The organism is Rhodanobacter sp. UC4438_H5, assembly GCF_052978405.1.
Map to the genome: position 1 here is coordinate 3,621,305 of NZ_CM129672.1, position 16,934 is coordinate 3,638,238.

At 66.6% G+C, this 16,934-nt stretch carries 21 protein-coding genes; 1 reads left to right on the plus strand and 20 read right to left on the minus strand.

The annotated features are described in order from the left end of the window. Genes ACVCL9_RS16545 through ACVCL9_RS16555 form a run of 3 tightly spaced genes read right to left on the minus strand, consistent with a single transcriptional unit; the run spans position 1 to position 4,651 of the window. A complete protein-coding gene (locus tag ACVCL9_RS16545; RefSeq protein ID WP_447097322.1) occupies positions 1 to 957 on the minus strand; it encodes a hypothetical protein in 957 nt (318 codons plus the stop codon). Further along, a complete protein-coding gene (locus ACVCL9_RS16550) occupies positions 957 to 1,823 on the minus strand; it encodes a hypothetical protein (RefSeq protein ID WP_447097321.1) in 867 nt (288 codons plus the stop codon). The genes ACVCL9_RS16545 and ACVCL9_RS16550 overlap by 1 nt, the downstream gene beginning before the upstream one ends. Next, on the minus strand, positions 1,823 to 4,651 hold the full coding sequence (locus ACVCL9_RS16555) for a phage tail length tape measure family protein (RefSeq protein ID WP_447097320.1): 2,829 nt from the start codon (positions 4,649 to 4,651) through the stop codon (positions 1,823 to 1,825). Before ACVCL9_RS16555 ends, ACVCL9_RS16550 begins: the two co-directional genes overlap by 1 nt. Before the next feature lie 39 nt (positions 4,652 to 4,690). Here ACVCL9_RS16555 and ACVCL9_RS16560 point away from each other — a divergent pair, with 39 nt between their 5' ends. Then, positions 4,691 to 4,960 (plus strand): hypothetical protein, encoded by a 270-nt coding sequence (locus tag ACVCL9_RS16560; RefSeq protein WP_447097319.1) that lies wholly within the window; start codon positions 4,691 to 4,693, stop codon positions 4,958 to 4,960. Here the strand turns inward: ACVCL9_RS16560 and ACVCL9_RS16565 are convergent, their stop codons facing one another. The 17 genes from ACVCL9_RS16565 to ACVCL9_RS16645 all read right to left on the minus strand — a co-directional run bounded on the left by ACVCL9_RS16565 (position 4,961) and on the right by ACVCL9_RS16645 (position 16,931). Next, positions 4,961 to 5,086 carry a hypothetical protein gene (locus ACVCL9_RS16565; protein WP_447097318.1) on the minus strand — a complete coding sequence of 42 codons (126 nt, stop codon included), beginning with the start codon at positions 5,084 to 5,086 and terminating at the stop codon, positions 4,961 to 4,963. Next, entirely contained in the window at positions 5,086 to 5,616 is a 531-nt protein-coding gene (locus ACVCL9_RS16570) for a DUF6631 family protein (RefSeq protein WP_447097317.1), read from the minus strand. The genes ACVCL9_RS16565 and ACVCL9_RS16570 overlap by 1 nt, the downstream gene beginning before the upstream one ends. A gap of 54 nt (positions 5,617 to 5,670) precedes the next feature. Continuing rightward, positions 5,671 to 6,426, minus strand: coding sequence for a phage tail tube protein (locus tag ACVCL9_RS16575; protein WP_447097316.1), 756 nt, complete (start codon positions 6,424 to 6,426; stop codon positions 5,671 to 5,673). Beyond that, positions 6,426 to 6,590, minus strand: a complete 165-nt coding sequence (locus tag ACVCL9_RS16580; protein WP_447097315.1) for a DUF7210 family protein — start codon at positions 6,588 to 6,590, stop codon at positions 6,426 to 6,428. Before ACVCL9_RS16580 ends, ACVCL9_RS16575 begins: the two co-directional genes overlap by 1 nt. Positions 6,591 to 6,592: 2 nt before the next feature. Further along, complete coding sequence (locus ACVCL9_RS16585; protein ID WP_447097314.1) at positions 6,593 to 7,060, minus strand: phage tail terminator protein; 468 nt, start codon at positions 7,058 to 7,060, stop codon at positions 6,593 to 6,595. Next, positions 7,057 to 7,566 (minus strand): gp436 family protein, encoded by a 510-nt coding sequence (locus tag ACVCL9_RS16590; RefSeq protein ID WP_447097313.1) that lies wholly within the window; start codon positions 7,564 to 7,566, stop codon positions 7,057 to 7,059. Before ACVCL9_RS16590 ends, ACVCL9_RS16585 begins: the two co-directional genes overlap by 4 nt. Positions 7,567 to 7,569: 3 nt before the next feature. Continuing rightward, the gene (locus ACVCL9_RS16595; RefSeq protein WP_447097312.1) at positions 7,570 to 7,800 is read right to left on the minus strand and encodes a hypothetical protein; all 231 of its coding nucleotides are present in this window, start codon (positions 7,798 to 7,800) and stop codon (positions 7,570 to 7,572) included. Between the two features lie 90 nt (positions 7,801 to 7,890). Beyond that, positions 7,891 to 8,280 (minus strand): hypothetical protein, encoded by a 390-nt coding sequence (locus tag ACVCL9_RS16600; protein WP_447097311.1) that lies wholly within the window; start codon positions 8,278 to 8,280, stop codon positions 7,891 to 7,893. Positions 8,281 to 8,363: 83 nt separating this feature from the next. Further along, entirely contained in the window at positions 8,364 to 9,260 is an 897-nt protein-coding gene (locus ACVCL9_RS16605) for a Mu-like prophage major head subunit gpT family protein (protein ID WP_447097310.1), read from the minus strand. 74 nt (positions 9,261 to 9,334) lie between these two features. Next, the gene (locus ACVCL9_RS16610) at positions 9,335 to 9,739 is read right to left on the minus strand and encodes a hypothetical protein (RefSeq protein ID WP_447097309.1); all 405 of its coding nucleotides are present in this window, start codon (positions 9,737 to 9,739) and stop codon (positions 9,335 to 9,337) included. A 63-nt stretch (positions 9,740 to 9,802) separates the two neighbouring features. After that, positions 9,803 to 10,906 (minus strand): phage protease, encoded by a 1,104-nt coding sequence (locus ACVCL9_RS16615; RefSeq protein ID WP_447097308.1) that lies wholly within the window; start codon positions 10,904 to 10,906, stop codon positions 9,803 to 9,805. 235 nt (positions 10,907 to 11,141) lie between these two features. Beyond that, the gene (locus ACVCL9_RS16620) at positions 11,142 to 11,621 is read right to left on the minus strand and encodes a phage virion morphogenesis protein (RefSeq protein ID WP_447097307.1); all 480 of its coding nucleotides are present in this window, start codon (positions 11,619 to 11,621) and stop codon (positions 11,142 to 11,144) included. After that, on the minus strand, positions 11,621 to 12,877 hold the full coding sequence (locus tag ACVCL9_RS16625) for a phage head morphogenesis protein (protein WP_447097306.1): 1,257 nt from the start codon (positions 12,875 to 12,877) through the stop codon (positions 11,621 to 11,623). Before ACVCL9_RS16625 ends, ACVCL9_RS16620 begins: the two co-directional genes overlap by 1 nt. Further along, positions 12,870 to 13,109, minus strand: a complete 240-nt coding sequence (locus ACVCL9_RS16630; RefSeq protein WP_447097305.1) for a hypothetical protein — start codon at positions 13,107 to 13,109, stop codon at positions 12,870 to 12,872. Before ACVCL9_RS16630 ends, ACVCL9_RS16625 begins: the two co-directional genes overlap by 8 nt. After that, on the minus strand, positions 13,106 to 14,707 hold the full coding sequence (locus ACVCL9_RS16635; RefSeq protein ID WP_447097304.1) for a DUF935 domain-containing protein: 1,602 nt from the start codon (positions 14,705 to 14,707) through the stop codon (positions 13,106 to 13,108). The genes ACVCL9_RS16630 and ACVCL9_RS16635 overlap by 4 nt, the downstream gene beginning before the upstream one ends. Beyond that, positions 14,701 to 16,377, minus strand: a complete 1,677-nt coding sequence (locus ACVCL9_RS16640) for a hypothetical protein (protein ID WP_447097303.1) — start codon at positions 16,375 to 16,377, stop codon at positions 14,701 to 14,703. The genes ACVCL9_RS16635 and ACVCL9_RS16640 overlap by 7 nt, the downstream gene beginning before the upstream one ends. Further along, positions 16,377 to 16,931, minus strand: coding sequence for a phage protein Gp27 family protein (locus ACVCL9_RS16645; RefSeq protein ID WP_447097302.1), 555 nt, complete (start codon positions 16,929 to 16,931; stop codon positions 16,377 to 16,379). The genes ACVCL9_RS16640 and ACVCL9_RS16645 overlap by 1 nt, the downstream gene beginning before the upstream one ends. Between the last annotated feature and the right edge of the window lie 3 nt (positions 16,932 to 16,934).

A 16,934-nucleotide genomic window follows, 5' to 3' on the forward strand; every position in this document is an offset into this window, starting at 1 on the left:
TCATGGCCCGTCGTAACGCACGGCCCAGCCGAGCGTGCCGGAATGCGTGACGTTATTGCCACCATCGCGCGCGCCGGCGAACTTGCGGAACCACGGGTAGATCCGCCAGCGATCCGTGCCCAAGGTGATGATGTCGCCCGGGGCATAGTTGTCGATGCGGATATAGCGCGCGTGCGCCAGGCTGCCGGCGATCGAGCGCCAACCCGACCCGCGCGCCACGCTGGGCTGGATCGGCATCAGCACGGATTCGCCGTTCCATGTGTTTGGCTGGCGACCCATGCGCGGCTGCAATTGCCCGCTGGCATTGGCGCGGGACCCGGCCGACGAGTTCACGCTGTTGTCATTGGTGCCGGACCAGCCGGCATCCCACCCGTGATGGATGAACGAGTTGTACAAAGCCACTGCCGTCGCCGCCTGTCCCCAGAACAATGCGGCGCTGGTAGGGCGGTCCACCGCACCGCCAAGCTGGGTCACGCCGGTGGGCTCGATCCAGATGTTGCAATTGCCATTCAACCGCGGCTGGTTCGAGGAAGTGGCGCCGTACCACACGCCGGTGCCCGGCACCCCCGGCGCGGGGCTTTTGCCGAAAGCCAGCCAGGCGTAGTACTCCACCGAGTAGCTCGCCACCATGTAGACCTCGTCAGGCGAGGTATGGATGTGGATGTCGTAGTTGATCGGTGACGTCAGCAACGGCGTGCTGCCCACCGGCCCCACATAGCAGGCGGCGGGACCAGCGCCGGTGAGGTTGTTGCTGCCATCGATGCCGGTGCCACCCAGAATGGACAGGAAATTGGTGCCGCCGGCCAGCGGCGCGCCGTCGACGATCTTCGCATCGACATAGACGCCGCTCTTGGAGAGCACATTGCCGCTCAATGTCCAGCCGTTGGCAGTGCAGGCGCCGCGCAATGCGGCGAGCAGATCCGTGACCGTATTGGCAGTGCCGCTGACGTGCGCCATCAGTTGAGCCTCATTGCGTAGTAGGCGTCGAATCCGCTGCGCCAGACGTCCTGGATCACGATGTATGTCACGCCGTCGATCACCAGGGTATTTTCGGTGGCGTTGGGGCCGTAGCCGGTGATCTGATAGATGCCGTCGAGCTCGCCGAGGTCACCCAGTGCGCTGTTGAATACGACGGGCAACAACTGATAGGTGGTATCGGTCACCCAGATGCGCGTGTTCACGCCGTCGCTGCCGTTGCCGTTGAACATCGGGCTGTTCCACGGCGCGCATTCGGGTTGCTGCCAGCTGCCGTCTAGGAAGCGCAGCAGGCAATTGGCGCGCGCGCCACGGTACGGGATGGCGTGATTGACATCGGAGAAGCGGATGGGTGGCAAGCCCGCCAGCATGCCGGCCACCACCAGCGGGTAAGGGAATTGCGAGGGCGTGGCATAAGGCAGGCATTTGCCCACGTAGGCGCTTTCATAGACCGGGTTGCCGACCTTCAACGCCATCGCGACGCGCTGGCCGTTCACCGCCAGCCAGTAGTCGATGCGGGTGCTGGTGGCCGGAATGCCGGATTCGGCATAGCCCGGCTGCGCCGTGAAGGCGTTGCCGGCGACATAGCCGGTGAAACCCGCCACCGAGAGGTTGTAGTAATCGAGGATGACATCGTGATAGCTGCGGAACCCGATGAAAATTTCCTCGGTGCCGCTCAGCCCCACGCCCTTCATGATTAGCTCGCGATTGCTGCCATCGGTAGGATTGAGATAGCGCAGCGTGGTCCAACCGTTGGCCTCGGCGAAGGTCTTGATCTTGAGCAGCATCTGCCAGTGGGCGAGGCCCTCGCTGCCGGTGTTGTCGACGAATCCGATTTCGTAGGCCATCAGCGTGCGATCTGCCGGATCTTGGTTTCGTTGCGCGAGATGATGTTCATGACGCTGGTTTCTCCATCGCCGCTGTCCAGGTAGTCGCGGACCAGGGCGGGGTCGATGACGTTGACGTTGCGCAGCGCGACCTGGGTGCCGGGCCGCGAATCGTTGGCGGCGGTGGTGGGCAGGCGCGTGCGTGCGATGGGTGCCGGCAGGCGCGGCGCATCGTTGAGCGGGTTGACGTAGCCGCCGTCGGCGTAGCCGTAGGCGATGGCATGACGCAGGGCGTAGAAGCCGGATGGACCGCCGAGCGCGGCGATCTCGCGTTGGTTCAGCACGCCTTCGCCGCGGTGGACCACGCCGGCGACCTGATACTTGCCGCCGTGGCCGGTGTAACCGCCCTCCGCGAAGCCGCCGACGCTGCCAATACTGTTGGCGATGAGCAGCGTGGTGGCGGCTGCCTGCAGCTTGTCGGCATTGCTGCCGAGCAGCGCGGCCGCACCGCCGACGACGCCGCCGGCCACCGCCAATTTGGTGGCACCCTGGCCGATGTCCTTGTTCTTGTCGCCGCCGCCGCCGAACAGGTTGCCCAACGCGTCGATCGCCTTGGCGGCCAATGCGCGCGCGGCGACCTGCGCCAGGCTTTGAATCACCGTGCGGGCCAGCGTCTTGAACGCTTCGCCCACCGTCATGGTGCGGGTTGACAGGCCTTCCAGAGCCTGTTCCAGACCGCTGGTCAAACCGCTTTCAAACGCCGTTTTCAGGTCGTTCGTCTGCAGCTTGAGGCGGCCCAGCTCGGCCTCCAGGTTCTTCAGCTGCTCGACCGCGCGCGGGTCGCCGGTGGCGGCCACCAGTTCGCGCATCTTGGGGATGAGCTGATCGAGTTGGGCGGCGGTGGCCTGGTGCAGATCGAGGATCTGCTTGCGCGCGGAATACTCGCTGATCAGGCCGGCCTGTTGCTCGGCCTGGATGCTCTGCTCCTGCCGGCTGGCGCCGGCCAGCACCTGGTCCACCTGTTGCTGCAGCTGCTGCAGTTGCGCGCGCGCCTCGCCCACGTTGATCAGCGATTTGACCAGGCGCACGCCGGCCTCGTCGCCACGGCGCTGCAGATCCGCCAGCAGCTCGCCGTACTGCGCCTCGATCTGCAACCGCGCCGCCTCGCCCTGCTGGCCGGTGGCCTGGAGGTAGGCGATGTTGAGGCCGCGCGACTGATCCGCCAGGGCGCGATCGCGCGCCTGAGCCGCCAACGTCTGCACCTGGCTGACCTGCGCCTGCACCGCCGTAACATCGCCACCAGCGGCGATCGCCTTGCCGCCAGCAGCCGTCGCGGCCAGCATCGCCTTGGTGTACTGATCCCAGATGCCCGTGACCGGTCCCAGCGCCGTGTTGCCGAGGGACAGAATCTGGTTTTGCAGCTGTTGCTGGGCGGCTGCGAGCGCGTTGGTGGTGTCCTTGGCCGCCACGGCCTTGGGTTGGGTGCGCTCGAACTGCGCCTGCGCGCCGGCCAATGCCTTGGCCAGGTCTGCGTTGATCTTGTCCGCATCGTTCGGCGCGGCCCTGATGGCCGCTGCTGCGGCATCCTTCAGCTCTTTCACGCGGTCGGCGTATTTTTGCGCCGCACTGCGGTACTGCAGAACGGCCGCATGCAGCACATCCGCGCCGGCTTTGCCTGCTGCGTCGGTCTGTTTATCGGCGCCTTGCGCCTCGGCCGTTTTCTGTTCCTGGAACTGCAGTTCGCGGAGCGCGGAAACCTGAGCGTACAGGCTGTCGATGCGCTGCTGGGCGAGGCGCTTGACGCCGGGAATGTTTCCCGTGAGCGGATTGTCGGCCAGGTCCTGCGCCGCACCGATCTTCAGGTACAACTGGTCGATCTGCTGCCCGAGATCCGCGCTGCCCCATTGCTTGATCAGCGCGATGCCGTGCGAAATCTCGCTGTGCAGATCTTTATAGGCCTGCTGGATGATGCCCAGGTTGGCGGCGTCACGCTGCTGGCGTTGCTCCAGTGTATCGGCCAGCGTGCGCATGGTGAGCGCATCGGCATCGGCTTCGCGACCGTGATCCTGCAACGCCTGGATCTGCAGGTACGTGGTGGTGGTGAGGAAGTGGAACTGGTCATCCAGCGCCTTCACTGCCTGCGCCGGGCTGCCTTGCAGGCGCAGGATCGAGGCGACGGACTTGTCGATGCTCTGACCGGTGAGCGCCGACATGGCCACGGCCGCGCGTGTCGCGTCGGTCATGCTCTCCGCGGTCACACGGCCGGACTGAGCGAACAACAGGATCGCGGTGCGTGCGTTTCCGTAGCTGCCGGTTGTCGCGCCCACCTCGATCGCCAGGTTGCGCATCTGGGTGCCGGTGGTGCCGGCGTAATTGCCGGTGGCGATCAGCGCACGGTCCAGCGTCTGCGCTTCCAGGTAACCCTTGACGGCCACTGCGGCAAGGGCGGCCAACGTCACTACCGTCAACCCTATGCCCAGGCGCAAGGCCGAAATGTCGCCCAGGGTCGCCCGGCTGTTGGTACCGAGCGTCGCCACGTTGCCCGCGGCGCCGCTGATGTCACCACTCGCGAGGTTGCGGCCCAGACTGACCACTTCACGCCCCAGACCTCTGGCGCTGGTGCTGGTAGCGTCCATGACCGTCTGCGTTTGGCCGAGCTGTTTGTTGAGGCTCGCCGCCTCTGCCTGCATCTCGCCGATGCGCTTGCCTGCGGCACCCAGCAGATCCGCGCTGGTCTTCGAGGTGTCGCCCGTTGCCTTGACGGATTTGGTCAGGTCATCCAATTGCTTGCGGGCCGACTCCAGATCGGCTTTGATGCGGAGCGCGATTTCCAGGTTGCGGTCGGCCACTGTTATGCTCCCGCCGACCCATCATGAAGGGGACTCGACATGGCACTGGTTACCTGCCCCGACTGCGCCGCCAAGATCTCCGATGTGGCGCCGGCTTGCCCGCACTGCGGACGGCCGCGCGACGGCATGACCACCATGCTGGGCCGCGCCAACGGGCAGCACGGCGCGACGAAGGTGCTGTCGGTGCTGTTGCTGTTGGTGGGCGGGTTCATGTTCGTGTCCGGATCCTGGCCGTTGATTGGTGCGTTTCTCGCCATCTGCGGCATCGTGTGCCTGATCATCGCCCTGGCGACGGACAGGCGCGGCTGATCAGTCCTTTCGCAGGGCCTCCACCAGCGCCCCCATCTTTTGGAGTGCGTCCTTGCTCTGGCAGCCACCGTAGCCATTGGCCACGGCTTCGATCAGGTTGGCCTGTTGCTTGTCGCGCAGATGCATCAGGCGGCCGTGGAAGAGGCGGAGCTGGCGCTCGGTGTATCGGCCGAGCTGCTCGGGGGTGCCGAAACCGGCATCGGTGAGTTCGACGTAGACGTCTGCCCAGCGAACAGCTCCTGACGTCGCATGCGCTCCCTCGCCCGGCGCAGCAACTGCCGCAAAAAAAAAGGGCCGCAGACTTCCCACCAGGTGACCAGCAGTGCATCGCTGTCCGCGTCGCCCAGCGCCTCCACCCACGCCAGTTCGACCTGCGCGCTCAGCGCGATCACCGGATTCATGATCTCGCGGTATTCGCCGACCACCGCCAGCACGTCGTCGGTCAGACCTTCCGAGTCCTGAAAGAGCTTCTCCAGCGCAAGCAGGAACGGCCGGGTTTGCGCACGGACCTGAAGGCCCCTTGGGTGGTCGTATTCGTGCACTGTGATGGCGCGGCCGGCGATCGCGATGTCACGATCGGGATGCGAGATCGAAAGATCATCGCGGCCCGTATCGGGCCGCTTGACGGGTTTCTTGGTGGTGACTTTGCGGGCCATGAATAGTCCTTGCGTGGACTCGTCGCGCCGGCATGGCGCGGCGAGTCAATGACGTCAGCCCGGCAGTTCGATCTTGCCGAAGCCGCCCAGGGCGCTGTCCGCCGCGTTGATCGTGTCGAACAGCACCGAGCCGCCGAGCTGCAGCTGGCCGAAGTCGTCGCTGATCAGGTCCAGCTGCGAGATCGGGTCGAACGCGCAACGCCACAGCCGCACGATCGCGCGCGAGTTGTCGACGGTGTTGATGCCGTCGAGGAACAGGTAGCGCTCGGGGATGTCGCCCGTGAACATCGTCACGTCGGTGCCACCGGCATAGCTGTAGGCGGCCTTGAACGGCTGGGTATAGGCGCCGAGCGCCTTGAGCGTGATCAGGCCACCATGCGCGGATTCGATCGCATAGTCGGTGTCCGGGGTCAGGGTAGCCGGACCGACGGCGCTGTCCGTGATCACCACCGAACTGACATTGCCATGCGCCAGCGCGATGGTGTTGCCGACAACCAGGTCATCTGGGAACGCCTCGGCGGTCGCCGTGCCGCTGGTTACCTGGTTGACCGTGCCGTAAAGGCCCAATGCGAGCTGCTTGGCGCCGAAATAGTTCAGCGTCATGGAGAGTTCGACCTTCTTGCCCTTCTTCAGCTGGGCCGACTGCACGCGGTTGCCGCTGAAGCTCTCGGTGCGGTCGCTCTTGTCGGTCGAGAACTTGAGCTGCAGCGTGGGGGCGTCGCCCACCCATTCCAGCGCGAGCGGCTTGCCATCGGTGCCGCGGCTGCCGAGCCAGATCTTGCCCTGGAACGAGAAATCCTGCATGTCCATTACGCTTTCTCCTCGGCGGCGGCGCCGCGCTTGGTGGACGACAACGGCGCGATCACTTTCTGATCGGCCAACCAAGTGGCGTCGTGATCGGCCACGTCGATCTCGTCGCCGGCCTTGTGCGGCTTGCCCGCATGGGTATGGTCTTTCAGCAGCTTGACTTTCATGATCATTGCGCCTCTGCGCCGATGAAGGTTTGGGTTTTCCACACGTCGCACCAAAGCGCGGTGGCGTCGTCGTACCGCAGCAAGTCGCCGCGTTGCATCTCGAAGGGGCGGGCACCGGGTACGTCGGGCACCCAACCGGCCAGCACGCCGCGCACGGACCCGATGAGCGCGTTCATGGCGTCGCTGAGTTGGGCGCCGCCCTGCTCGCGGTAGTTGCGCCCCACGATCACGACACCCACCGCCACCGTGCCGCGCTGCGTGGTGCGCACCTGTTCACCGCGCTGGCCGTTGCCGGTCTTGGCGCCGTCGAAGTTCTCCTGCGCCAGCACCACGAACACGCTTGGCGGGGTGAAGTCGCGCAGGCTCTTCACCGCCGCGTAATCCGCCGCCAGGCCCACTAGGCGAAGCCCGGCCACACCGGCCTTGATGCGGTCGGCAACCGGCTGCACGTCGAACGGCGCGAAGCTCATGGGTAGCGCCCCGCGTCGCGGCGGAACACGCGGCCATCGCCGGTGAACTGCACGTCCGCATCCTCGGTGTCGGCGAGCACGGGATCGTCGGCGCCCAGGCTGAACTTGCCGTCCGCGGTGAGCTGCAACATTTTCATCGCGTCGCGGTAGTCGCGCAGGATCGGATCGTCCTTGTCGTTGCTGATGCGGTCCTTGTGCAGCAGGTAGCGGGTGATCGAGCGCGACCACTCGACCACGACCGGCGACACGGTGGCCAGCGGCAGCGGGTAGCGGCGCGCCAGGAAGCCGTCGATCACGCCGGCGGCGCCGGTGATCGCTTCGTTGATGCGCGCCAGGGCGTCGTCGGCAATCGCTACCTGGTCGGATGACCAGGTGCTGCGGTCGGCATTGCGCAGCGTGGCGTCCATCAGGTCATCAGCCACGATCGCATCACGCTCGCGCGTCGCCACCTGGGCCAGCTCGCGGGCACCAGGTCGTTCGGCAAGTTGGGCGGGCGTGATGTACATGCGTCAGTCGGCCGGGGTGATGTCGAAGTAGTACGACTTGCCAATCTCGAACTGCGCGTTCGCCGCCGGATTCGTGCACAGCATTTCGAACGTGCCACTCGGAGTGGCTTCCTGGAAGCGCTGATCCTCCGGAATGGCGGTGTCGTACTGCGCCGAGAACTTCAACGTGCGGGCGCTGGTGTTCCAGCTATGGGTGGAGACGGTATCGAGACGAAACTTTGCACGGACGCTCATGGCGGATTTCCTTGGTTGGTCGGTGGCCAGGCTCTCCTGGCCACCGATTTCTTCGGCGTGCGAATCGAACGCCAACGCGCGCTCCCGGAATTACTTGCCGGCCTTCTTGCCGGCGACGGTTTTCTTGTCGCTGCTGGCCTGCTTGTCGCCTGCCTTCGCGGCATCAGCCGCGGCCTGCTTCTCGGCAGCCTTCGCGGCATCAGCCGCGGCCTGCTTCTCGGCAGCCTTCGCGGCATCAGCCGGGGCCTGCTTCTCGGCAGCGTCTCGCGCGACGGCGGCGCGCAGATCCTCGATTTGCTCGGCGTTGGGCCTGGGGAGCTTTTTGCCGTCTTCCAAGAAGATCAGCAGAGGCTCGCTGAAGATCGCCAGCGCCTGCGCCGGCGTCAGGTCGTTGCTGTCCACTTCCACGCCGGCGCGACTGAACTCGATGCCGGCGCGACGGAAGCTCTCGGTTTTCGATTTGACGGTGATGACGGACATGGGGGCTCCTGGCTCGGTGTGACGAAGCGGGCGGCGGATGCCGCCGCCCGTTCGCTTTCACTTCACGGCTGCGGGTTGTTCGGTCAGATGATCCAAGCCGTGTCGAGGACGTCGACGACGCCCTTCATCACGTTCTCGGCGCCGTTGGCCAGGGTGGTGGCGCTGACGATCTTGGCCGCGGCGAACTTGGCGCCCGGGCGCACCACCAGCAGGTTCGGCTTGAGGCCCAGCGGCTTGCCGTTGTCGCCGGTGCGCTCCGTCATCGCGGTGTAAGCCGCGGTGATGTTCTCTTCCGTCAGCGGCTGGTTCGAGGCGTACGCCATCTGCCAGAAGCCGAAGCCGACGTTGCGACGGCAATCGACGCCGTAGACGTATTCGGCGCGGTCGAACACATTGTCATCGGTCTCGGCCGTCTTGCTCACAAAATTGAGCGCCTGGCGGTTCTGGAAGATCAGCGGCTTCAACGCGCGGCTGGTATCCAGCAGGTACCAGGTGCTGCCGCCGCCGGAGCTGTCGTAGTTGGACTGACTGGCAACGACGCCGTTCGCACCGGTCACCGGATGATCGGTGTCGAAGAAATACTGGCCGTCGTAGCACAGCGAGGAGATACCTGCCTTGAGCAGACCAAAGGTCAGCTCGTCGGGGTGCGCCTCGGCGGCGCGGCCCATCTCCTGCATCATGGGCGTGAACACGCCGTACTGATCGTCCTGGATCGCCGGTTTCGGCACAGACACGGTCAGCTCGAACGGCTTGTTTTTGATGGTGTAGCCGTGCGTCTTCACGCCATTGACGACGCGCTCTCCGAGCCACTCGCGCATGCCGGGGAAATTGCCCAGCCAGCCGTACTCTTCGCTGCCCGTGGTGGACGGCACGATGGTGGCGATGCGCTTGTATGCCGTTTCCGCCGTGCCCACGCCGGCCGCGAAGGCTGCCTTGAAGGCGATGAACAGGGTCTTCAAATTGCCTGCGTTGATGATCATGAATAAAGCCTCTTGGGTTTAGCCTGGGCCAGCCGGTTCCACGGCTCGGCTACGGAAGGTGTCGGGTCAGCAGGTCAGAACTCGACCCAGACCCCGTAGGAGTCGACGAAGCGCACCACGCCGGCTTTCGAGCGGGCGCTGGAGCCGTCGGTCTTGGCCACCGTCTGGTTGTCCACCAGGTAGCAGGTGGCGCCGATGTCGGTGTTGGCGATCGCGTCGGTGCTGGCCGAGTTGGCGAACGGGAACACGCCGCGGCGCACCTGCACCTGCACGCCGCCGGCGCTGCCGCCGGTGTTGTCGACGGTCTCGTCGAACACGCCGACGCAGGTCTTGCCGGTGGCCGTGGTGGCCATCTCGGCGTTGCCGGCGGTGTTGAGCACCGCGATGGTGCCGGCCAGGCACTTGCTGGCGGCCGCCGGGAAGCTGAACAGCACGCCGTCGCGGCGCTGGGTGTTGCGTTCGGTGGTGGTAGCGGTCATTGCGGGTTCCTCAAGGACTGGAGTTCGGGACTCAGGCGGCTGCGGCCGCGCGTCGGGGTGGGGTCAGGCGGCCTTGGCGGCGGCCGCGAAGTCCTTGGGGTCGATGCCGGTGGCGCTGCACACCGCCAGCTGCTCGGCGTTCAGGCCGTTGGCCTCGTCGACGATCGGCTGCTTGCCCTTGGTCTGGCTGTTGTTGAGCGCGGCGATGGGCGCAGCGCTGTCCAGGTAGGCGGTGAGCTGGGCGATGTCGGACGCACCCAGCTTGCGGGCCCAGTCTTCCTGGGCCTTCAACAGGCGGCCATCGGCCAGGCCAGCCTTGACCAGAACGTCCACGTCGGCGCCCTGGACCTTGGCGGTCAACGCGGCAAGGTCGCCCTTGACGGACTCCAGCACGCTGACCGGCACGAACTTGGCCGGGTCCGGATCCGCCGAGCTGGCGTCCGCCTTGGTCTTGAGCGCGGTGCACGCGGCCACCAGGGCCTCGGGCTTGTCGTCGGCGCCGGCACCGATCGCCTTGCGGATGTCCGCCAGCGGGTCCGCCTTGAAGTGGGCGGTGAGCGCGGCCGCGGCCGCGTCTTCGGTGGTGCTTTCAGCGGAAAGGGCGAGCGCGGCGCACACCGCCAGCAAGAGCTTGTTCATGGGTGGTTCCTCTGGGTTGATGCCGAACGTGGCGGCAGCGCGGAGCGCGAGCGGCTCCATGCCATCGATGCCCGCGTAATTGGTGAGCGCGGCCATCTGGACATCCAGCACGTCGCCGGTGCGGCTGTCGTAGCTGAAAACGGGACTGACGAACTTGTACTCGCCGTCGTTGATCGCCTGGCGGGCGCGGGCCGTGAGCTCGACGGTGGCGAACAGGCCCTGGCCCTCGCGCCACGACAGCGCGGTGATCCACGCCGCGGCCGGGGCGGGCTGCCCGTTCTGCTCCTTGTGGAGCGTCTGGTGCTCGTAGTCGACGACAGCCGGGTTCTTGCGGTTGTTGAACCGCGCGATCACGCGGCTGGCCACCGCCTGGTCGATGTGCCAGTGCGGCACCTTCAGCTCGCGCCCGTCGCTGGGCAGGAAGTCGCCTGCCGGCGTCAGCTGCACGTCAATGGTGGTGTCGGTGCCGTGGCCCAGCGCAAACGCGCAGGCGGCAAGGGCAATGGCGAGGGATGTACGACGGGGCATGCGCCCAGTTTCGTGATGCCACCCTGGGCGGGTGGACCGAAGCGCTTCGCTGAATCAGCCGAGGAGGAAAACACCCGGATTGCGCGTGTTCAGCAGCCTACGCCGCCCGGCACGGTGCCGGCAAGCCGCCCCGATGGCGTTTGAAGGCATTTAAAACCCGTTTAAAAACGCCGAGGCCCCTCCAAGGCGTACCAGTGCCGCCCCCGCGGGGCCGCGAGGCGCGCACAGGCGCGCGTTAGGGCTTGCCCTCCTGGAGATGGGCGAGCAGATGATCGCGCGTCAGCGCCACGATCTTCTCCTCGTCGGCGGCGCTCACGCCGAGCCAGGGGCGCGCCGGGATCCCGTGCTCGCCGTTGCGCGCGCCGAACTGGTGGATGGCGCCGTAGATGGCACTGGTGCCGACCAGCACGGCCGCCTCGCCGTCGAGCTGCCAGCTCAACTGGTCGCCGAGCATGTGGTGGTCGAACTTGAGGATGGGCACGCCCGGGCGCTTCTTGGCCTTCCAGCGCGCATAGGAGGGTTCTAGTGCACGCCAGCGGTGGCCGCCGGGGTCGACCTGGTCCACGCCGCGGTCGCGGGTGGAGCGCAGCATGTATTCGCCGATATCCGACAACAGCAGCTTCTGCCCGGCCGGGCTGAGCTGCGCCGCGACGGCATCCAGCCCTGCGGCCGCGCCGGACGTGTCGACCTGGACCTCGATGCGTGCGCCAGCCATTACAGCGCCCCCTGCAACAGCACGAACTCGCCGGCGTCCAGGTGCTGCTGCAGGGTCGACACCTCGACCGTGTCGTCGCCGTCGTAGACGTTGGCGGTTTGCGCGCCAGTGGCCGCTGTCACCCAGGCGACATGCACGTTGCCATCGGCAGCGGGCGTGTCCACGTACAGGAGCTGGCCACCACGCACGTCGAGCAGCACCGCATGCGGCGCGGCCAGCAGTTGTGGCACGTCGGCGGACTGCGAGGCGCCAATGGCTTCGGGCGTGCCGATGATCGGGGCGGCGGCTGGCGTGATGCCGGCGCCGGCCAGCGCACGGACCAGGTCGGGCGCCAGCGCGCCCACCGCGGCGTCGTCGGGTGGCGCCTCGGTCGTCGCCAGCAAGCCCGCGCCGAGCACCAGGAGCTGCAGCGCGCTGAAGGTGCTGCTAAGCGTGCGCACGATGCGGGGGTTGGCCAGCAGCTGCGCCAGTGCCTCGGCGCCGGCCAGCGCCGGCAGCTGGCCGGCCTTGCGCAGCGTGTCCTGGGCGAGCCTGGCCAGCGGGTTCACCGGCGGCGTGGCGCCACGCTCGAACGCGCTCTTGCCCGGCGCGTAGCCAAAGCCCGGATCCACGCCGGCCGGCGTTTCCACCTGGCGCGGATGCGGCCCGTTCTTGCCCACCAGCACCTGCTGCATGTCCACCGGCGGGGCGGTGTCCGGCCCGTTCTTGCCCAGCCGCTTCAGGTCGCGCTCGTTCAACGCCTCGACCGTGCACTGGCAGCCCCAGCCGTTCGGCGGGAAGTGCGTGTTCCACCACGGGTGGTCCGCATCGAGCACCAGGCCATTCCACGCCAGGTGCATCGGCCGCGGGTGTTGCACGGCATCGCTGTGGCGGTAGCGCCAGAACGGCCGCACCGTCTTCAGCGCCTGCAGCTGCGAATAGCGCCCCGCCGCGTAGCTGGTGCGCAGGTTGGTCTCGTAGATCACGCGCGTGCGCCAGTTGCGCCCGCCGTTGTAAGCCCAGCCGTACTTCGCCACGATCCGGTCGAAGTCGCTGCGGAACGCCTCCAGCCCGGTGCCGTCCGCGATCGCGCGATCGACCGCCGCGCGCAGGTCGACCAGCAGGTCGATGCGGTTGGCCCCGGCCACCATGAACGCGTGGTCGTGTTCGGCCAGCCACAGATCCGTCCATGCTTCGGTGAGCACGTTCCGCTTGGCGCGGAAAAACGCGATCTGCTCCTTGAACGGCAGGGAGCCGTAGGCGACCCGGTCAGCCACCAGGCGCTCCCTGGGGTTTCGCAGCGATCTGCACGGCTACCGCCTTGCCGACGGACTGCGCCATCCAGCCCTGCGCGATGACGCCAGCCGCCTGGCCGAGCAGGTAGACCGATACCAGCCAGGTAAACGCGTTCACGAACTCCTCGCCGGTGAGCTTACCGACCAGCACCAGGCCGACCAGGACGCCCAGGGCGATCGTCGACCACAGATCCTTGAAACCTGCTTGCGTCATAGCGCACCCGCCTCTTGGAGAATCTCATAGCGGCCGGCCAGCGCCGCCGCGGCCAAGCCCTGCGCCATTGCTTCGGCGTACTGGTCCAGGCTCATGTCCGGCACCAGTTGCAGGATGCCCTCGCGCAGCGCATCGAGCGAATCGACGCGGCCGGCCAACGCGCGGACCTGAGCCAGCCAGTCGCCCAGCGCGGGCGCCACCGCCTTGTCCAACTGGTCGACCATGCGCGCGGGCGGATCCTGTGGCTCGACGGGGATCTGCGCGCTGGCGGCCGCGGTACCCGGCGGCACCTCGGCCGCCGCGTCGGCCGGCGCGGGCGTTGCAGCAGGCGCCGGCGGCTTATCCGCCACCAGCAGATCCGCGTCGTCGGCTTCGGGCTCCGGGATGCCCAGGCGTTCCTGCGCCCACTGGCGCGGGATCTTGAAACCGATGTTGACCAGTTTGGGCAGGGACTCCGAATACGCCGTGATGTCTTCGGTTTCCTCCACCGGGAAGGTGAAGCGCGGCGCGCGGCGGATGGTGGTGGCCAGGCCATTGAGCACGGCGATCGGGTAGATCAGGTCGCGGGTAAGCGTGGCGGCGATCTGCTTGGCGTCGCCGTCGCGCAGATCCTTGCGCACGTCGTCATGGACCTTGCCCAGCGCGTTGGTGCTGGTCTTGCCGTCCGCCTGACTGGTGAGCGTGCCGCCCAGAACCACCTTGCTCTGGGTCTTCTCGCACCAGTCGATCATGGCCATGAACGAGTCGGGGTCGCCGGTGGCCGGGTCGTGGAACTCCAGCGTCATGCCGTCCGGGATGATGCCGGCGGCGTTGTGGCCGAGCTCGGCCAGCGCGCGCAGCAGCGTGGCCTTTTCCGCCTTGCCGCTGCCGGGCGGGTATTTGCCCACGCGCAGCGGGATGCCGTAGATCTCCAGGAACTCGGCCAGGTCCGCGACGGAGTAGTTCTTGAACAGGTACGGCCACACCAGTACGCGGAACATGCCGCTGCGCGCCAGGTAACCGCTCTTGGCCTTGTGGGTGTGCGTGATCCAGCCGAACGGGTTCAACGGCTGGCCGTCAGCGGTGCCGTCGCGCAGGCGCACCTCCTCGCGGTAGCCGCGATAGATGTGGAACCAGCTCTGAGGACGGTGCGTGATGCTCTTGGGCAGCCAGTAGCCGTCGAGCTGGTGCCACTCGATCTCCAGGCACACGTAGCCCTTGCCGATCGCGTCGGTCACATCGAACAGCATCTCGTCGAAGTCCGGGATCTCGGCGAGCAGTTCCTTCAGCGCCTTGGCGTTCTTCTTTTCCGCCGCGTAGGGGCTGGACGGCGGCACGATGTCCCAATCCAGCTGGCGGATGGCGCCGCGGCGCTTGAGCATCTCGCTGGCCAGATGGCCGTCCTTTTCCTCCATGTCCTCGTACAGCTCGCACTGCGCGACCAGGTCACCCTGCTCGGCGCCGTCGAGGATGGCGGCCACGCGCGATGGCGTGAGCCCGCGGCTCGGGTGGCCCTGCCATTCGTTGCGTAGCTGCATGCTGCGGCTGGTCTGCGGCTCGGCCAGGTCCGCCGTGCGGATGGGCTGGCCATCCGGGCCAAGGATCGTGGAGGTCACCATGCTTTCGATTCCGGTAGGGCAAAGTCGGCGCTGTCGTCGGCACGCATGCGCATGCCGTCCTCGTCGCGCACGTTGTCGAAGCCGCGCGGTTGCCGCGGCAGCGCGTCCCACGCGATCTCGGCGGACAGGTTGAGCGTGGCAAACCATGCCAGCACCAGGAACACGGCAAAATCGCCGTGTCGGTGCAGGTCAGGGTCTTTCAGATCCTTGCGGCGTGTGGCGACTATCAACGGGATGCCGTCGACATCCTCGATTGCGCGCACGTCGTTGGCCAGGTCCGCATCGGCCGGATAATCGATCGTGGCGTCTTCGTGCGCCTGGATCAGCTTGGGCATCCAGGTGCCGTACCAGTTCCGGCTGAGCTTGACCTGGTGCACGCTGGCGCCGTATTTGTCGCCGGTGTATTCCGCGAAGGTCTCGCCCGATCCAGTGGCATCCATCGCACCGCCACAGCGGCGCGGAAGACCGTCGATCATCGTCCAGACGATCTGCTCCTGCTGACGCGCCGGCACATTGTTCATCTCGATCACGAACGGCACCGAGCGGCGCATGTCCTGGTGAATGGCGACTGGGCCGGCAATTGAAAAGTCGCGGTGACGTGCCCAGTCCTGCGCGAACACATGACGCAGCGTCGGATCCAGCTTGGCCAGCTCGGGCTTCAGGTAACGCTGTATCCAATCCTCGACATAGGACTCGCGTTCGAGCATGGACTTTTCGGTGAAGTCGCTGTCCAGCGCCAGGCGCAGCACCTTGCGCCCAGGAACCATCGCCTGGTCGATCCACACACCTGGGATGCATACGCCATTGCCGTCACGCGGGATCGCATCGAGCTCCTCGCGCATTGCCGCCTTTCGGGTGCCGTAGCCGTTGCGGATCTTGGCGTACCATTTGGCTTTGCCTTCGGCGCTGGGCGTCCAGCCCTTCATCATGCACACGCGTTCGTAGATGCCATTGCCCACCGCATCGTCGAATGTCACGGTGAACACCTTGGCGTCCTCGCCGTAGCGGCCTTCCTCGATGTCCTTGATCAGCTGGTTAAATGGGTTATTGCGCCCGTTGTGGCTGGAAATGATGATGATCTCGCCGCCCCAAATCAGCAGCGCCGTAGCGGCATCGAGCACGCCCTGAACGTCGGGATGGAATGCCGCTTCGTCGATTACAACCACGCCCTGGAGGCCGCGTATGTTTGCGGGGCGTGACGATAGCGCCGTGATCTGGAACCCGCTGGCAAAGCGGATGCGATACGACGTGATGTTGCGTGTGTGGCCGTCCTCGTCCTGGTCCTCGAACAGGAACTCCTCGATGCTGGACACGCCCATGCCCTGCGCCTGCGCGATGACGCGCGCGAACTTGGCGCAGTAGCCGACGAACTCCAGGCCCTTTTCCTTGGTGTCGCCGATGTAATAAATGTTGTCGCCGCCGGCGCTCTTGCGCGATGCGGCCTTGATCGTGCAATCCAGCGCCACGGCAAAGGTGATGCCGGTGCGCCGGCCCTTCGACGCCACCTTGATCGACGCATGAATGGCCAGGAACGCCGACTGGTGCTTCATCAACACGCCGGCGGCCAGCGGGTTGAAACCGTCCGGCACCTCGCGCACGCTGGCGGGCAGCTCGTCCCATTCGACGCTGCGCAGGGTGCTGCTCAGTGGGCGGAGGGAGCCGTCAGCCATCAGCCGATGCCCAGCACTTTCTTCCGCCAGAACTCGACCTGCGCGACATCCATGCCCTGGGCGCGAGCGACCTCCTGCAGGTTGCTCTCCTGCTCGGCCTGAAGCTGCTCGCGCGCCAGCCGGGCGATCTCCTGCCGCTCGGCCAGGCTCATCTTGCGGGCCTGCAGCACGGCCTTGGCGCCGCGCGCCAGCTCGCCGATCTGCTTGATCGACACGCCATCGTCGCCGTCGCTCTGCGCCTTGAGCGCGGCGTCGGTGGCCAGCGTGGTCACCGCCTGCACCAGCAGCTGGCCAGCGCGGTCGTTCGGATCCTCGCCCAGCTCGGTGACCAGGGCGGTGCTGGCCGCCTGGATATCGCGCATGCGGCCAGCCAGTTCGCTGACTTGCTTGCTGTAGCGGCCGATGGCGCTGCGACTGGGTACGGTCGCTTCGGGGAAGCGCTCGCGCGCCATCGCGAGGATCTCGTCCAGCGTATGGCGGTCGGCCCGGATCAGCTTTTCCAGAAACCGTCGCTGCTCGTCCGGCAGGCGCTTGATGCTCGATGCGCGGGGCATGGC

Excerpts from the sequence above, each read along its gene's own strand:
- ACVCL9_RS16545 (WP_447097322.1), bottom strand. The coding sequence starts at position 957 with ATGGCGCACGTCAGCGGCACTGCCAATACGGTCACGGATCTGCTCGCC.
- ACVCL9_RS16550 (WP_447097321.1), bottom strand. The coding sequence starts at position 1,823 with ATGGCCTACGAAATCGGATTCGTCGACAACACCGGCAGCGAGGGCCTC.
- ACVCL9_RS16560 (WP_447097319.1), top strand. The coding sequence starts at position 4,691 with ATGGCACTGGTTACCTGCCCCGACTGCGCCGCCAAGATCTCCGATGTG.
- ACVCL9_RS16565 (WP_447097318.1), bottom strand. The coding sequence starts at position 5,086 with ATGCATCTGCGCGACAAGCAACAGGCCAACCTGATCGAAGCCGTGGCC.
- ACVCL9_RS16570 (WP_447097317.1), bottom strand. The coding sequence starts at position 5,616 with ATGGCCCGCAAAGTCACCACCAAGAAACCCGTCAAGCGGCCCGATACG.
- ACVCL9_RS16575 (WP_447097316.1), bottom strand. The coding sequence starts at position 6,426 with ATGGACATGCAGGATTTCTCGTTCCAGGGCAAGATCTGGCTCGGCAGC.
- ACVCL9_RS16580 (WP_447097315.1), bottom strand. The coding sequence starts at position 6,590 with ATGAAAGTCAAGCTGCTGAAAGACCATACCCATGCGGGCAAGCCGCAC.
- ACVCL9_RS16585 (WP_447097314.1), bottom strand. The coding sequence starts at position 7,060 with ATGAGCTTCGCGCCGTTCGACGTGCAGCCGGTTGCCGACCGCATCAAG.
- ACVCL9_RS16590 (WP_447097313.1), bottom strand. The coding sequence starts at position 7,566 with ATGTACATCACGCCCGCCCAACTTGCCGAACGACCTGGTGCCCGCGAG.
- ACVCL9_RS16595 (WP_447097312.1), bottom strand. The coding sequence starts at position 7,800 with ATGAGCGTCCGTGCAAAGTTTCGTCTCGATACCGTCTCCACCCATAGC.
- ACVCL9_RS16600 (WP_447097311.1), bottom strand. The coding sequence starts at position 8,280 with ATGTCCGTCATCACCGTCAAATCGAAAACCGAGAGCTTCCGTCGCGCC.
- ACVCL9_RS16605 (WP_447097310.1), bottom strand. The coding sequence starts at position 9,260 with ATGATCATCAACGCAGGCAATTTGAAGACCCTGTTCATCGCCTTCAAG.
- ACVCL9_RS16610 (WP_447097309.1), bottom strand. The coding sequence starts at position 9,739 with ATGACCGCTACCACCACCGAACGCAACACCCAGCGCCGCGACGGCGTG.
- ACVCL9_RS16615 (WP_447097308.1), bottom strand. The coding sequence starts at position 10,906 with ATGCCCCGTCGTACATCCCTCGCCATTGCCCTTGCCGCCTGCGCGTTT.
- ACVCL9_RS16620 (WP_447097307.1), bottom strand. The coding sequence starts at position 11,621 with ATGGCTGGCGCACGCATCGAGGTCCAGGTCGACACGTCCGGCGCGGCC.
- ACVCL9_RS16630 (WP_447097305.1), bottom strand. The coding sequence starts at position 13,109 with ATGACGCAAGCAGGTTTCAAGGATCTGTGGTCGACGATCGCCCTGGGC.
- ACVCL9_RS16635 (WP_447097304.1), bottom strand. The coding sequence starts at position 14,707 with ATGGTGACCTCCACGATCCTTGGCCCGGATGGCCAGCCCATCCGCACG.
- ACVCL9_RS16640 (WP_447097303.1), bottom strand. The coding sequence starts at position 16,377 with ATGGCTGACGGCTCCCTCCGCCCACTGAGCAGCACCCTGCGCAGCGTC.
- ACVCL9_RS16645 (WP_447097302.1), bottom strand. The coding sequence starts at position 16,931 with ATGCCCCGCGCATCGAGCATCAAGCGCCTGCCGGACGAGCAGCGACGG.